At 68.3% G+C, this 14,554-nt stretch carries 14 protein-coding genes; 9 read left to right on the forward strand and 5 right to left on the reverse strand.

Translation table 11 applies throughout. The annotated features are described in order from the left end of the window. Positions 1-220 precede the first annotated feature (220 nt). From BJY22_RS42890 to BJY22_RS10485, 3 genes are all read left to right on the forward strand, one after another. Positions 221-2,437: an outer membrane protein assembly factor BamB family protein gene (locus tag BJY22_RS42890; RefSeq protein WP_167205692.1), complete on the forward strand. Its 2,217-nt coding sequence runs from the start codon at positions 221-223 to the stop codon at positions 2,435-2,437. 65 nt (positions 2,438-2,502) lie between these two features. Further along, positions 2,503-3,582 carry a hypothetical protein gene (locus BJY22_RS10480; RefSeq protein ID WP_167205694.1) on the forward strand — a complete coding sequence of 360 codons (1,080 nt, stop codon included), beginning with the start codon at positions 2,503-2,505 and terminating at the stop codon, positions 3,580-3,582. After that, complete coding sequence (locus BJY22_RS10485; RefSeq protein ID WP_202891062.1) at positions 3,579-4,097, forward strand: YciI family protein; 519 nt, start codon at positions 3,579-3,581, stop codon at positions 4,095-4,097. Before BJY22_RS10480 ends, BJY22_RS10485 begins: the two co-directional genes overlap by 4 nt. 11 nt (positions 4,098-4,108) lie before the next feature. Here the strand turns inward: BJY22_RS10485 and BJY22_RS10490 are convergent, their stop codons facing one another. After that, the gene (locus BJY22_RS10490) at positions 4,109-4,534 is read right to left on the reverse strand and encodes a MarR family winged helix-turn-helix transcriptional regulator (RefSeq protein ID WP_167205695.1); all 426 of its coding nucleotides are present in this window, start codon (positions 4,532-4,534) and stop codon (positions 4,109-4,111) included. A 93-nt stretch (positions 4,535-4,627) separates the two neighbouring features. On the opposite strand from BJY22_RS10490, the gene BJY22_RS10495 reads away from it, so the two are divergent. Then, a complete protein-coding gene (locus tag BJY22_RS10495) occupies positions 4,628-5,512 on the forward strand; it encodes an LLM class flavin-dependent oxidoreductase (protein ID WP_167205697.1) in 885 nt (294 codons plus the stop codon). Positions 5,513-5,545: 33 nt separating this feature from the next. On the opposite strand, the gene BJY22_RS10500 is transcribed toward BJY22_RS10495, so the two are convergent. Beyond that, the gene (locus BJY22_RS10500) at positions 5,546-6,232 is read right to left on the reverse strand and encodes an RraA family protein (RefSeq protein WP_167205699.1); all 687 of its coding nucleotides are present in this window, start codon (positions 6,230-6,232) and stop codon (positions 5,546-5,548) included. A 351-nt stretch (positions 6,233-6,583) separates the two neighbouring features. Between BJY22_RS10500 and BJY22_RS10505 the strand changes: the two genes are divergently transcribed. Further along, positions 6,584-7,819 (forward strand): IS110 family RNA-guided transposase, encoded by a 1,236-nt coding sequence (locus BJY22_RS10505; protein WP_167203593.1) that lies wholly within the window; start codon positions 6,584-6,586, stop codon positions 7,817-7,819. 36 nt (positions 7,820-7,855) lie between these two features. Here the strand turns inward: BJY22_RS10505 and BJY22_RS10510 are convergent, their stop codons facing one another. Next, positions 7,856-8,398, reverse strand: coding sequence for a P-loop nucleotide/nucleoside kinase family protein (locus BJY22_RS10510; RefSeq protein ID WP_337758487.1), 543 nt, complete (start codon positions 8,396-8,398; stop codon positions 7,856-7,858). 148 nt (positions 8,399-8,546) lie between these two features. On the opposite strand from BJY22_RS10510, the gene BJY22_RS10515 reads away from it, so the two are divergent. Next, on the forward strand, positions 8,547-9,341 hold the full coding sequence (locus BJY22_RS10515; protein ID WP_167205701.1) for a class I SAM-dependent methyltransferase: 795 nt from the start codon (positions 8,547-8,549) through the stop codon (positions 9,339-9,341). Here the strand turns inward: BJY22_RS10515 and BJY22_RS10520 are convergent. Then, positions 9,324-10,130: a TrmH family RNA methyltransferase gene (locus tag BJY22_RS10520; protein WP_167205703.1), complete on the reverse strand. Its 807-nt coding sequence runs from the start codon at positions 10,128-10,130 to the stop codon at positions 9,324-9,326. The two genes, BJY22_RS10515 and BJY22_RS10520, sit on opposite strands and share 18 nt — an antisense overlap. A 10-nt stretch (positions 10,131-10,140) precedes the next feature. Next, complete coding sequence (locus BJY22_RS10525) at positions 10,141-11,208, reverse strand: LacI family DNA-binding transcriptional regulator (protein WP_337758488.1); 1,068 nt, start codon at positions 11,206-11,208, stop codon at positions 10,141-10,143. A gap of 222 nt (positions 11,209-11,430) precedes the next feature. Between BJY22_RS10525 and BJY22_RS10530 the strand changes: the two genes are divergently transcribed. The 3 genes from BJY22_RS10530 to BJY22_RS10540 are packed head-to-tail and all read left to right on the forward strand — an operon-like array spanning position 11,431 to position 14,538. After that, positions 11,431-12,717: an extracellular solute-binding protein gene (locus BJY22_RS10530; protein WP_167205705.1), complete on the forward strand. Its 1,287-nt coding sequence runs from the start codon at positions 11,431-11,433 to the stop codon at positions 12,715-12,717. After that, complete coding sequence (locus tag BJY22_RS41540) at positions 12,714-13,670, forward strand: ABC transporter permease subunit (protein ID WP_202891063.1); 957 nt, start codon at positions 12,714-12,716, stop codon at positions 13,668-13,670. Before BJY22_RS10530 ends, BJY22_RS41540 begins: the two co-directional genes overlap by 4 nt. Beyond that, entirely contained in the window at positions 13,657-14,538 is an 882-nt protein-coding gene (locus BJY22_RS10540) for a carbohydrate ABC transporter permease (RefSeq protein WP_337758489.1), read from the forward strand. The genes BJY22_RS41540 and BJY22_RS10540 overlap by 14 nt, the downstream gene beginning before the upstream one ends. Positions 14,539-14,554 lie beyond the last annotated feature (16 nt).

Genomic DNA, 14,554 nt, shown 5'->3' on the forward strand with positions numbered 1-14,554 from the left:
ACCGCGTTCAGTACGCCATCCTCCCGCAGGCGCCGAATCTCTGCCTCCGGTCGGCGCACCTGCTCGCTCTGGCCTGTGTCAGCCTACGCAGGAGCGAACCTTGCACCCGCCACGAGCACCAAACCAGCCCCTGATCTGCGGAAACGCGGATCGGGGGCTGTTTCGTTGTGGCCGGGCGTCGTGCGGGCGTCGAGGACCGGGGGTCTGCCAGGATCGGTGGGTGGCTGGACTTCGGGAGTTGTGGAGCGATGTGGTCCCGGACGCGGAGGCGCTCGGGGACGACTTGGTACGGCGGTACGGCGAGAAGTGGCGGGTCGCGTACCGGGAGCGATATCTGATCGACGTGCTCGGCGCTCTGGAGTCGCTGGAGCAGCTGTGTACGGATCCGGTCGCGGTGCGACTGGCCGCTTGGTTCCATCGGGCCGAGCACGCGAAGCGGAACACGGCGCGGGAGGATGCCGAGGCGTCGGCGCAGCTGGCGGAGGAGCTGCTGCCGAGGTACGGCGTGAATCCGGTCCGGACCGCGGAGGTCGCTCGGCTGGTCCGGCTCACCGGCGGCGATCCGCCACCGACAACGCCCGGCACGCGGCCCGAAGAGGCGGCGGGGGGTAATGGGGATGTGTTGCTGGATGCGGTCGGGGCCGTGGTGGCGGGGCCGCGGTACTCGACGTTCGCGTCCGAGGTCCGGCGGGACAGCCGGTTCGATGCCAAGGTGCGGCAGGAGGAGATCCGGGCGATGCTGGCGTCGGAGCGGATCTATCGCACCGACCTCGCTCACGAGCGGTACGAGGCAGCGGCCCGTGCGAACCTTGAGGCCGAGCTGGGCCTGCTGGAGCAGCTGACGCCGTCGATCTGGCGTGGTTGGCAGCGCGCCGGGCTCGCGATGCTCGCGGTGCCGACCGCCTTGGTGGCGTTCGCGGCAGCTGCCGTGTCGATCGGGCTGCCGTGGCGACTCCCAGCGCTCAAGAGCGACCCGAAGTGGCAGGCGATCCTCATGGCAGCGCTGGCCGCGGCGGCGGTCGCGGTCCTCTGGTGGGCCGTACGCCGTACCGATCGGAAGGCGCGCACTGTGACCGCGGGCCCGGTCGCGATCGGCCTCGTCAGCCTGGTGGTCATCCTGTTCCACATCCCGCCGGAAAACGGTGTCGCGGGTGTCGGACAACGTGTTCCGCTGCTGGTCATCACCGCGGTTCTGCTCGTCCTGGCGAGCATCGCGGCGTTCTTCGCCACACGCTTCAGCTCCGGCATCCCCGTGAACCGCGGCCAGATGCTCGCGGGCACCGGCGCCGTCGTCGTGGTGGTTCTCGCGACCGTACTCGTCATCTATCCGATCCAGCGCAACTACCTGCTCGCAGCGAACGAGCTCCTCGACGACCAGCATCAACCGGCCGGTCCGGCCGTGAGCTCGGTGGTGGACGGCGCCACGCTCTGGACCAGGCCGAGCAGGCTCTATCGCGCCGAGACCGAGGCGACCGCGCACGGAATCGCGACCGCAGCCGGCCGCGGCACCGTGGAGATGATCGACCCGGCGACCGGCAAGACCCGCTGGCGCTACCTCCGCGCCGACACCGATGACGAGCCGAATCTGAAGGCGCTCGACGGCGGCCACCAACTGCTCCTGAGGTACGACGACCGCGCGCCGATCGTCCTCGACGCCGCCACCGGGAAACGTACTGCGGGCTGGCCCGACCGCACTCGCGACAACGACATCGAGCACGCCGACCCGCTGGTCACCGGAAAGACGGTCAGCAAGGGGTCCGACAAGCTGTACGGCACGAACGTCGACGGTTCCAACCGCTGGACGTACGAGCCGGGCCGCTGTACCAGCATGAGCGCGACCGCCACTCCGAGCATGGCCGTCGTAGACCTCGGCCGCAGCTGCGGCGACACCCCCGACCAGCTCGTCGGACTCGACCTGAAGAACGGTAAGCAGCGCTGGATCCGCGACGGCTCGCTCGGCGATCTGATGGCGGTCGGCGACCTGGTCGTCGGCCACGACGACGGCGACGGAAAACCCGGGCAGGTGATCGCAGTCGATCCGCGTTCCGGCGACGTACGGTGGCGTTCCGAGATTCCGCGGGAGTGGACCTGTCCGCTCCGGATGGAGCGCACCGCCGACCGCGTGGTACTGCTCAGTTGCCCGAGCGAGGCACTGCGATCCACGCAGACCGTCGTGCGGTTCCTCGACGCAGCCACCGGCGCGACCGTCTCGACCGCGCAGGTGAGTACGCCGTCGGGACTTCGGTACGTCGTGACGACGGACGGCCGGATCTTCGTGCCGCACCCGGAGAACAACGTTTGCCGGATCGCGAAGGTGACCGCCGCCGCCGTCGAGTACGTCGAACTCGCTCGGCCCATCGACTGCCGCCGGGGCGTCGACGCCGCCGGGAACCTCCTCCTGGTCCGCAGCCGGGACTCGCTGATCGCCCTGCGATGACGGGGAATAGGGTCTGGTCAGGCGGCGGTTGAAGGTTGGGTCGGAGTGTCTGAGCGAGGAGAACGATGAAACCCACCGAGTTCGTGAAGGTGAACGGTCAGTTCTGGGGGGAGCACCTCAAGGGGGTGGCTGGGCATCTGCCGGTGAGTCACCGGACCGAGCTGCCGGGCCCGATGCTGTTCCCGCGGATGATGGTGCTGACCGAGACGCCGGACTGGAACATCCTCGAGCTCGTCGGGCTGAGCCGTGAGTACCGGACCCTCGAAGTACGTCGCCAGAAGGCAGCCAGTGTCGAGGAGTACTTCGGACTCGGCCAGGGCAGCGCGGTGATGACGCTGCCGGGGGAGAACCTGTTCAAGGACGCGACGATCGCGACCACGGCCGGCCGGCAGGCGCTGAACGAGCGGTTCCCGCGCTCGGCGAACCTGATCGGCGAGGAGTTCGTCGGCCCGGGCGAGGAGCTGCTGGAGTTCGCGCCGGGCAACTACGCGACGTTCGACCGCGCCCTGCTCGTACACACCGCGGGCGACTCGCTGCGGGCGCACTGGGTGTTCTTCGCGGTGGCGATCCACCGCTCGGAGCCGGCCGACAAGTACCTCGAATTCCTGAGCACCTACTCCAACGCCCGCCCGCACCTCGACCCGATCGGCACTCTCAGCCTGCCGGTCGACCCGTCCGTGCTGAAGGCGGACGCGTTCGAGAGCACGTACCTCGCGCACGGTCTGCAGGACGGAGGAGTCGACGAGTTCCTGGACAAGCACGAGAGCATCCTGCTGTCCGCGTTCGACGCGACGAAGCTGGTCCGCCGGCCCGCGCTCGGCGACCTGCACCCGGACTTCATCCTCGAACGCGCGGACGGCAGCCACATCGTCGGCCGCCTCGAGCTGCCGCTCGTCGATACGGTCAACGGCAAGAAGCGCCGCCGCGTCTTCCGTACGCCGGTGCAGGACAGCGCCGCCGAGCTCGCGCAGTACGCGGAGTACCTCAAGTCCGCGGACAACCGTGCCGAGGTCAGGTCGAAGTACGACGTCGACGTCACCGACCCGCGGCAGCTGCTGATCGTTCCCTCCCAGCAAACCCTCACCCCGGCCGCCGGCGTCGAGATCGTCGACTACGACACCATCCTGCGGCTGCATCTGTCGTGACGTTGTACTTCGTCTACGGCCGCGACCGTGCGGGCGGAGGTGACGTGAAGGCCCAGCTGACCGAGGAGCACTGGGCCTTCATGGATCGGTATGCCGACGGGCTGATCGCGCGTGGCCCGACCCTTACCGACGACCGTGAAGCGTCCACCGGCAGCCTGCACGTCGTCGACCTCCCGTCCGAGGAGGCGCTCCACACCTTCGTGTACGACGAGCCGTACTACCTCGGCGGCGCGTTCGAGACCGTCGAGGTGTACCGCTTCGAGAGTCATCTCGGTCGCACGATGTGGGAGTTCGCGACCCCGGTCGACACGTACGGCCGCTACCTAGTTCTCACCAAGGACGCCGCGCGCCCACTCACCTCGGACCACCTGATCCTGTACGGCGACCTGCTCACCGACGGCTCGCACAGCGGGCGGGCGGCCCTGCTGGAGGCCCCGTCCGCGGAAGCCGCGGCCGCACTGATCCAGTCGGAGAACGCCGAAGTACACCCCTGGGAGTTCGGCGGCCGGCGTTAGGGCGCGTCTCCCTAGCTCTTGTCGAGGATCGCCTGTAGTGCGGTGAGCAGGGTCGACCGCGAGCCGGCGGACAGGTCCGCGGTCATGGACTCGATGCGGTTGACGACGGCGTTGTGAGCCTCGTGCGCCAGGTCCAGGCCGGCGCCGGTCAGCTCGATGCGGCAGGCGCGGCGGTCGCCGGGCGTGGGGATCCGGGCGACGAGGGAGCGGCGTTCCAGCCGGTCGACCATGCTGGTCAGGCTGGACCGCTCGATGCTCAGCATCCGGCTCAGCTCGGTCATGCCGAGCGGGCCGCCGATCAGCACGCAGAGCAGGTGCGCCTGCTGCGGGGTGAGGCCGAGCGGCCGGCTCGTCTCGGCGTGCACGTCCTGCAGGCGGTGCATGGTCTGCACCAGCGCGCTCGCGAGGTCGGTGTCCCGGGCAGCCGTCGTCGTCATGTCTCCCATAGTAGTCCGCTGGACTAATAGTTTGTAGTTCTAAGCATTCGTGCTACAACTAGTTAGGACAGCGAACTACCTGAAGGAGTGGCTATGAACGTGCAGTTCGGCTACGGGTCGCCGGACTCGGTCCGCGACGTCGCCGCGATCGTGCGGCTCGCGCAACGGGCGGACCGGGACGGTCTCGACCACGTCAGCCTCGCGGACCATCCGTACGTCCCGGACATGCTCGACGGGTACGCCGCGATCTCGTTCCTGCTCGGCCGCACCGAGCGCTTGTCGGCGTTCGTCAACGTGACGAACCTGCCACTGCGTCCCGCGCCGGTCCTCGCCCGGACGGCGACCTCGCTGTCGGCCCTGTCCGGCGGGCGGTTCGTGCTCGGCCTCGGTGCCGGCGGCGCCTGGGACCGGATCACCACGATGGGCGTGCCGGAACTGCGTCCGGCCGAGGCGGTCGCGGCGTTCGAGGAGGCGATGCAGCTCGTGCACTCGATGTCCGACGGCGGTACGCCGGCGCCGACGAAGCACTACCCGATCGGCGCGCTCCGCCCAGCCGCCGTCCCCGCGCCGCCGATCTGGACCGGCTCGAACGGCCCGAAATCGCTGGCCGCGACCGGCCGGCACGCCGACGGCTGGATCCCAGGCCACGCCGCCGACTGGCTGAGTGACCGGTACCGCTGGTCCCGCCCGATTATCGACGAAGCCGCGCTCGCGGTCGGACGGAAACCGTCGGACGTCGGCACCATCTACAACTTTCCGGGCGCGATCACCGCGACCCCGCTGCGCCGTACCCGCGACGAGGACGGCCGCTGGATCGGCGGCTCGCCGTCCCAATGGATCGAGGAACTGACCGACGCCATCCTGAACCACGACGCCACCGGCTTCACGCTGTTCCCCCGCGGCAACGAGCCGTTCGACGTCCAGCTCGCGCGCTGGTCCCAGGAAGTCGTTCCCGCCGTCCGCGCCGCGACCAGCTGAAGAAAACGTGTTCCGCAGCGGACCTGGCCGATGTCACTCCTCGATCGCGCCGCGGACGGCCCGGAGATGCTGCCGGAAGGTCAGTGACGGGTCGTTCGCCCGCTTCGACAGGTACTCCGCGAAACTCACCTGTTGACGCAACGATCGTCCAGCGCGGATCTCGCCGGCCTGCCGGTGCTCGGTGTCGCGGATCGTTTCCGCCAGCACGAAAAGCTCGTCCACACGATCCGCCGGTACGAAGATCGCGCCGTCCTGGTCCGCGAGGACGACGTCGTCGCGGGTCACCGTCCACTCGCCGATCGTTGCCGTGGACAACGCATCGGCCGGCTGCGGGTCGAGCCGCAACGGACCCGTCGGCAACGCGCCGAGGCTGAACACCGGCAGCCCGATCGCGTTGATCTCGGCCGTGTCCCGGTGCAAGCCCCAGATCACGATCCCCGCCACGCCGGCAGCCGCCGCCTCCAACGCGGCCAGGTCTCCGACACACGCCTCGTCCCGCCGGCCACCGTTGTCCACCACCAGTACGTCGCCCTCGGCCGCGGACTCGAACGCCTCCAGGAAAACGTCCACACTGCCCACATGCTGCGCCGGCAACACCCGCCCCGCCACCCGGCTCCCGGCGACCACCGCCGTCACCGAGACCGTACGCACCGGAACGCCGGCGCGCACACACGCATCCGCGACATGTGCCGTCGTCAAACCCGCAAACCGCTCCAGCATCCCGACTCCTCGAGCATCTCGACAGGAGGTGTCCGCCAACGCCGGCATGCACCCCGCTCGCAGTCTCGTCCCGAATCGCCGTCGGCGGGTACACCTCCTAATGGGTGTTACCGGGTCGGTCGCTGGCAGACTCGGTGGCTGGTAGCCGCTGGCGGGTGAGCACTCATACCTCCTGGACTGTTTGAGTCCTGACGACAGAGCGTGCCCTCGCTGGTGGTGCGGGAGATTGTAGGGCTGATGGGGTGTCGTGCCCACCGCTGCTGGTTGGTTGGTGTGAGCACTGATCCATTAGGGCGCTCAAGGTCTCTCGCGGGCTGCCGGGATTGGTCGGGAGGCGATGGGAGAGTTGTTGTGTTGTTTGTGGGTGACGACTGGGCCGAAGGGCATCACGACCTGCAGGTCGAGGACGACCAGGGCCGGGTCCTGGCCCGTGGGCGGGTGGACGAGGGCATTGCCGGGATGGTTCGGTTCCACGAGTTGGTGGCGGAGTTCCTGGGCGATGATGCCGGTCCGGAGGAGGTGGTGATCGGGATCGAGACCGATCGCGGGCCGTGGGTGGCCGCGTTGCTGGCGGCGGGGTATGTGGTGTTCGCGGTGAACCCGAAACTTGCTGCCCGGCACCGTGAGAGTTTGTCGTTGTCGGGTGCGAAGGACGACAAGACCGATGCCCGGACGCTGGCCGACCTGGTCCGGACCCGTAGGCATCAACTGCGGCCGGTCACGGCCGATTCCGAGCTGGCCGACGGGGTCAAGGTGCTCGCCCGGGCGCATCAGTCGCTGATCCAGGAGCGGACCCGGCACCTGCTGCGGCTGCGGGCCGCGCTGCGGGAGTACTTCCCGTCCGCGCTGGTTGCCTACCAGCAAGGGACGTTGACGCTGACCGGTGCCGACGTGCTGGCGTTACTGGCCAAGGCCCCCACCCCGGCAGCGGCGGCGAAACTGACGATCGTCCAGATCACCGCGGCGTTGAAGACCGCCGGGCGGCGAGGCGACCTGGCCGAACGGGCCGCGGCGGTGCAGGCCGCGCTGCGCACCGAGCATCTCGGCCAGCCCGAGATCATCACCGCCGCCTACGCGGCCACGGTCGGCTCCACGGTCGCGATCCTGCAGACCCTGAACACCCAGATCCCTGCCCTGCAGGAAGGGGTCGAGGCCTCTTTTGGCCGGCACCCGGACGTTGAGATCTACCGCAGCCAGCCCGGCCTCGGACCGATCCTCGGCGCCCGGGTGCTCGCAGAGTTCGGCGACGCCCCCGGCCGCTACGCCGACGCCAAAGCCCGCAAGAACTACGCCGGCACCGCACCCATCACCCGCCAATCCGGCAAACTGAAAACCGTCCACGCCCGGTTCATCCACAACAACCGGCTCGTCAACGCCATCGACCTGTGGGCCAGCGCCGCCACCCTGCACGACGCCGATGTCCGCGCCTACTACGACCAACTCCGCGGCCGCGGCCTCGGCCACCACGCCGCGCTACGCCAGATCGGCAACCGGCTCGTCGGCATCCTCCACGGCTGCCTCAAAACCCACACCCTCTACAACCCCCAAACCGCCTGGTCACACCGCGCCACAACCCAAGCCGCTTGACACCCTTAGCTCTAGGGGTGTCTGTCGAGACGTACCTCACTCCCGCGACAGAAACCGCAGGATCTCGTCCAGGTCAGGCTCGCCGCTGGTGTCCACGACCAGCGAGGGGACCGGCAGATCGACCGGTTGGAAGGCGTTGTGGGTCCGTAGCCGGGCATCCGCACTGATCTGTGTGTCCTCGTGCGCGGCCCGGCGCGGATCGGTGGTCGTCCGGGCGGTGATCCGCGCGAGCGCGACCTCGGCCGGCACGGTGCAGTGCACGATCCGGAGGTCGGCGCGAGCGAGCAGCGGGCTCAGTCCGGGGTTCCACAGCCGGTCCTGGAACGCCGCCTCCGCGACCACCGTCGTACCGCGGCCGACCAGCAGTCCGATCACGTCGAAGAACGTCGACAGCGTCCGCATCGTCAGCGGGTCGCCAGGCCCTGGCACGAACCCCGGGGTCGCGTGCGCCATGCCTTCCTTGATCTCGTCCCGGCAGATCGCCGGGCAGCCGATCGCGGCCGCGATGCGGTGCGCCAGCGTCGTCTTCCCGGTCCCCGGCGGACCACTCACCACGACCAGCATCGGTTTCGCCTGCACCCGCCGTACCTTAGCGGTGACTGTCCGCGCGCGGTGTAAATGCGATGTAAGACCAACTGCGATGTCTTGCATGGCGAGACAATATGTCTCATTTAGCAAGATTCTGTTCTAGCGTGGAGGTACGTCGGCGAGGGCAAAGGAGCCTGGGATGAACAACGTGTACACGCACGGCCATCACGAATCGGTCCTGCGGTCGCACCGGTGGCGGACCGCGGAGAACTCGGCCGGGTACCTGCTTCCGCACCTGCGTCCCGGGATGTCGTTGCTCGACGTCGGCGCCGGTCCCGGAACGATCACCGCCGACCTCGCCCGTCTGATCGAGCCCGGGCGGACGACCGCCCTCGAGGCGAACGAGCCGGCACTCGACATCACCCGGAAAGCGTTTGAGGAACACGATGTCGACGTGCAGTTCGTCGTCGGTGACGTCCATGCGCTGGACCTTCCGGACGACACGTACGACGTCGTCCATGCCCATCAGGTTCTGCAGCACGTCGCGGATCCGGTGCAGGCGCTGCGGGAGATGCGCCGCGTCTGCAAGCCCGGCGGAATCGTTGCCGTCCGCGACTCGGACTACCACGGATTCGTCTGGTACCCGGAGCTTCCCGAGCTGGACGAGTGGATGGACTTGTACCAGCGGATGGCACGCGCCAACAGCGGTGAACCGGACGCGGGCCGCCGCCTGCTGTCGTGGGCGCTCGCGGCCGGTTTCGAGAACGTCGACGCGACCACGTCCACCTGGGCGTTCACAAGCCCGGAGGACCGTGAATTCTGGGGCGGCATGTGGGCGGACCGCATCCTCGAGTCAGCGCTCGCGGATCAGGCACGTGCCGCCGGCGTACCAGAGCAGAAACTCGAAGCGATCTCGCAGGCGTGGCGGACCTGGACGACCACACCGGACGCCTGCATTTCCGTCCTGCACGGCGAACTACTGTGCCGGGCGTGACCGCTGGCGGGAGATCTCGTAGAGGACCGCGGTCGCGGCGTTGGCGGCGTTGAGCGAGCTGGCGGACCCGGTGATCGGGATCCGGACCAGGTGATCGGCCGCTTCCTTCCACGCCGTACTCAGGCCCGCGGTCTCATTGCCGATCAGCAGCAGAACGGGCTGCGTGAAGTCGAAGTCGTAGACAGCGGTCGACCCGTGTTCATCGGTGCCGACCACAACGATCGGCGTCGAGGACCGTCGTACCCAGCCGAGGACCTCGCGATGCGAGGGCGCGCGGACGGCGGGAACCGCGAACAGCGATCCCGTCGTCGCGCGCACCGATTTCGGATCGTAGACGTCGGCTGCGTGCCCGGTCACGATCACGCCGTCGGCGCCGAACGCGTCGGCGGACCGGATGATCGAGCCGATGTTCCCGGGCCCGGTCGGCCGGTCGAACACCACACCGAGGAAGTCCGGCCCGACAGCGATCCGGTCGAGGTTGTCGGCCGGCAGTTCCAGTACGGCGATGAGCTCGGGGTCTTCCTTCTCACCGAGCTCGGCCAGCAACTCCGGCGCCATCGCGACCCGCTCGACGCCGGGGAGCCGCTGCAGCAACTCGGAAGCCCACCGCGACAAGGGCCGCGACGCATCGGTGATGAGCGTGCGCACCGGCCAACCGTTGTCCACGGCAACCGAAATCGGCCGCACGCCCTGGACCAGGAACTCGCCCGACCGCTGCCGCTTGGTGCGATTGGTCAATGACGCCTGCCACACCTGGAACCGGGCGTTCCGCGACGAGATCCGCTGCACGGTGCCTACCCTACGACGGCGCCACCGTGGACTCACGGACGATCAGCTCCGGCCGGAACAGCAGCGACTGCCCCTGCTTCGGCCCCGAGTCGTCCAGCCGGGACCGGAGCTGGGAAAACGCGGCAGCAGCCATTTCCTGCATCGGTTGCCGGACGGTGGTCAGCGTCGGCGCGTACAGATCCGCGAGCACGATGTCGTCGAAGCCGACCACCGACACGTCCTTGCCCACCTCGAGCCCACCGTCGCGCAGACCGCGGCACACACCGAGTGCGCACATGTCGTTGATCGCGACGATCCCCGTCGGTGGCTCCTCCAGCGCCAGCAACTCGGCGGCGGCGGCCCGTCCGAGCTCGGAGGCCTCGACGTCACCGAAGTCGTCCGCGTCGCCCTTGACCGGCGCCCGCACCGACGTCGCCGGATCGATCCCCGCCTGTTCGAGGGCTCCGGTGAACCCGCGGTACCGCTCCTTGCGGTTCACGCTCGCCAGCGCTCCGGACACGAACGCCAGCCGGCGGTGCCCGAGGTCGATGAGATGCTGCGTGGCGAGCTGGCTGCCGATCGCGTTGTCCACGCTGATGCTCACCAGCGACGCCGGATCGCCCGCCTGCGACGTACGGTCGAACGCGACGAGCTGCAGCCCGCGCTCGACCAGCGGCATCACGTGCTCGAGAGACGGCAGCGACGAGCACAGTACGACGCCGTGCACGCCGTCGGCCCACAACTCGTCGATGTAGTCGCGCTCGCGGCGGGGATCGCGCTCGGAGTTGCAGAGCAGGACGTGGTACCCCTCGGCCAGCGCCGCGGACTCGAGATGCCGCGCGAGCGCGCCCCAGAACGGGTTGCCGACCGACGGGACGACGAGTCCGATCGTGGTGGTGCGGCCCGTGCGCAGTTGCCGGGCGGCGCGGTTCGGCCGGTAGCCGAGCTTGTCGATCGCGCGCTCGATCCGTTGCCGGGTCTCCGGGAGCATCCGGTGGTTGCGCCCGTTGAGCAGGTTCGACACCGTGCTCGGCGAGACGCCTGCCTCGGTCGCGACCTGCTGGATCGTCACCTCACCAGTTCTCAATTCACCGCCCACCCGCGCATTCTGTCACCCCGTCGCGTTGCCGTGTCGCAGTGCAACGATGCATCAGGTCTTGGTGAAAGTCCAGTCCGAGTTCGTGGGCGCCGACCTCTTGACGTGCTGCGAAAACCGTTCCTAGCATGCGGTGCATCGTTGCACCAGCCTCGCACAGTTGCGCCGCTTCGGCTGGTAGATCGTTGCACCACTCCACTTCCGCAGCACCACGAAAGGCGCGCCATGGAGTACACCCGTAGATCAGTCCTGACGGCCCTGGGGCTCGGCGCCGTCGCCGCCGCCACCGGCTGCTCGACGTCGTCCGGCGACAGCCAGGCGGCCGCCGACGGACCCGTCGAAGGTGAGATCACGCTGCTCACCCCGCTGTTCGAGGGCAGCACCGGCAAGCAGTTGCTGGAGGGCAAGCTGCTGCCCGCGTTCAAGCAGAAGAACCCGAACGTCACGGTGAAGGTCGACTACACGACGTACAGCGCCCTGAACGAGAAGATCACCACCAGCCTGGCCGGCGGCCTGATGCCGGACGTGGTGATGCTCGGCGTCGGCTGGATCCCGCCGTTCGCGCACAAGAAGGTGCTCGCGCCGCTGCCCGACTCGCTGGCCACACGCTACGACTACGAGGACCGCGTGCTCGAGCCGTCCCGGTACGACGGCAAGCTGTACGCGCTGCCGATGGTCCTGGACACCCGGATCGTCACCTATCGCAAGGACATGTTCGCCGAGGCCGGGATCAAGGCGCCGCCGAAGGACTGGGCCGAACTACGCGCGATGTCGAAGGAACTGGCCCGCAGCGACGGCTCCGGCAAGCTCACCCGGGTCGGGTTCGACCCGTTCTCGATCGATCTGCGGCAGTGCTGGGAGACGTTCCTTTTCGCGAACGACGGCAACCTGTTCGACGAGTCCGGACAGCAGGTGAAGTTCGACGACGAGCGCGGGGTCGAGGCGCTGCAGCTGTTCCTCGACGTCGTCAAGGACAAGTCCGCGGACTACTCGTTCAAGTCGTCGGCCGGCCAGCCGAGCACACTGCAGCAGGGTCGTGCCGCGATGATGATGGCCAACAACTCGCTGTGGGTGCAGCTCAAGCAGCAGAACCCGGAGTTGCTGGCCGAGGACAAGGTCGGCGCGTTCATCCTCGCCAACAAGGTGCCCGCGATGCTGCAGGGCGGAACGATGGTTTCCCGTTCGGCCTCGTCCAAGCACGCCGCCGCGGCGCAGGCGCTGGTGGAGTTCATGGGTACGCCGGAATCGATCCTGCCGACTGCTGTGCAGCGTGGATCGGTGCCCGGGGTGCAGGATCTGCGGACGTCGGACTACGTCAAGAACAACGGTTTCGTGAAGCTTGCCCTGGACAACATGAGCAAGGCGCGTTCCGAGGGCGGTACGGCGGCCTGGATGGAGATCCGGGAGAAGATCAAGACCACGCTGGAGACCGCTGTGGTCGGCAAGCGGACCGCCAAGGAGGCCATCGACGAGCTGGCGAACCTGAGCAAGGAAGCGATCTCGCGCCTGTGAGCGGAACCATGGCGCCGACGCGGGACCGCGCGCGCCCGGACACACCACCCGGCCGGAACGCTCGCCCGCCGCAGCGCCGGAATCTGCTGCGTGCCCGGCGCCGGGCCGGTCTGCTGATGGTCGCACCGGCTGTACTGCACGCCGTGATCTGGATCGGCATTCCGCTGGTGGCCGCGGTCGTGCTGAGTTTCACGTCGTACGACGTGCTCACGCCGCCGCGGTTCGTCGGGCTGGAGAACTTCCGCGACCTGCTGTCCGACAACGTTTTCCGGCGCGCGGTGCTGAACACCAGCATCTACACGTTCTTCACCGTTCCGGTCGCGATGGCGATCGCGTTGCTGATCGCGCTGATGCTGAACACCAAGCTGGCCGGCCGCGCGATCTTCCGCACCGCGATCTTCATCCCGCAGGTGACGGCGACGATCGCCGTCGCGCTGGTCTGGCTGTGGATCTACGATCCGCGCAGCGGTCTGGCGAACGCCGTGCTGTCGTTCCTCGGTCTGGACGGTCCTGCCTGGCTGTCGTCGACGGACTGGGCGATGCCGGCCGTGATCGTGGTCGGGGTCTGGCAGGGGATCGGCCTGAAGATGCTGATCTACCTGGCCGCGCTGCAGAGCCTGCCGGCCGATCTCTACGAGGCGGCGTCGGTGGACGGCGCGTCCAAGGTCCGGCAGTTCTTCAGCCTGACCGTGCCGTTGTTGCGCCCGGCCACGTTCTTCGTGTTCGTGACCTCGGTGATCGGCGCGTTCCAGTCGTTCGACCAGGTGTACATCCTGACCGACGGCGGGCCGGCGAACAGTACGACGATGATGACCTACGAGATCTACAAGTCCGCGTTCCGCGAGTTCCGGATGGGATACGCGTGCGCGCAGAGCCTGGTGCTGTTCGCGCTGCTGCTGTTCCTGACCTTGCTGAACCGCCGGATCACTGGAGGCGACCGTGCCACCCGTTGACACCGTCCGGCGGGCCCGGGCCGGCCGGATCGCGCTGTACCTGACCCTGACGGCGATCTCCCTGGTGATGATCGTGCCGTTCGTCTGGATGCTGCTCACCTCGGTCAAGACCCCCGGCGACATCGCCGCCGCACCGCCGAAACTGTTCCCGACGGAATGGGCTTTCGGAAACTACGCGGACGCGTTGCGCGCCGCGCCGTTCGCGACGTACGCACGGAACAGTTTCGTGATCGCCGCGAGTCACACGGTGCTGAACGTGCTGATCGCGTCGATGGCCGGGTACGCGCTGGCGCGATTGCGTTTCCGCGGCAGTTCCTTGATCTTCCTCGGGTTCGTGGGTGCGCTGATGATCCCGACGTACACGAAGATCCTGCCGGAGTTCCTGATCGTGCGGTTCATGCCGCTGTTCGGGGGGAACGACATCACCGGTCAGGGCGGCACCGGGTGGCTGGACACCTGGTGGGCGCTGATCATCCCGGGCGCGGTCAGTCCGTTCTCGGTGTTCCTGTTCCGGCAGTTCTATCTCGACCTGCCGGTGGAGCTGGAGGAGGCGGCCCGGCTGGACGGCCTCGGTGAGTTCGGCATCTACGCGCGGATCATGACGCCGCTGGTGAAGCCCGCGTTCATCACCGTCGCGCTGCTCACCTTCGAGGGGTCGTGGAACAACTTCCTCTGGCCGTTGCTGGTGACCAGGAGCGACAGTCTGCGGGTGATCCAGGTAGGACTGTCCGTGTTCCGCACCGAGAACGACACCCAGTGGGCGTTCCTGATGGCCGGAACCACGCTGGCGACTGTGCCGATGGTGGTGCTGTTCCTGATCGGGCAGCGGTACTTCGTCCAAGGTTTCGCGACCGCGGGCATCAAATGACAATCGACGGAAGGAC

The sequence above is a fragment of the Kribbella shirazensis genome (assembly GCF_011761605.1).
GTDB lineage: Bacteria > Actinomycetota > Actinomycetes > Propionibacteriales > Kribbellaceae > Kribbella > Kribbella shirazensis.

Excerpts from the sequence above, each read along its gene's own strand:
- BJY22_RS10480 (WP_167205694.1), top strand. The coding sequence starts at position 2,503 with ATGAAACCCACCGAGTTCGTGAAGGTGAACGGTCAGTTCTGGGGGGAG.
- BJY22_RS10490 (WP_167205695.1), bottom strand. The coding sequence starts at position 4,534 with ATGACGACGACGGCTGCCCGGGACACCGACCTCGCGAGCGCGCTGGTG.
- BJY22_RS10495 (WP_167205697.1), top strand. The coding sequence starts at position 4,628 with ATGAACGTGCAGTTCGGCTACGGGTCGCCGGACTCGGTCCGCGACGTC.
- BJY22_RS10500 (WP_167205699.1), bottom strand. The coding sequence starts at position 6,232 with ATGCTGGAGCGGTTTGCGGGTTTGACGACGGCACATGTCGCGGATGCG.
- BJY22_RS10515 (WP_167205701.1), top strand. The coding sequence starts at position 8,547 with ATGAACAACGTGTACACGCACGGCCATCACGAATCGGTCCTGCGGTCG.
- BJY22_RS10530 (WP_167205705.1), top strand. The coding sequence starts at position 11,431 with ATGGAGTACACCCGTAGATCAGTCCTGACGGCCCTGGGGCTCGGCGCC.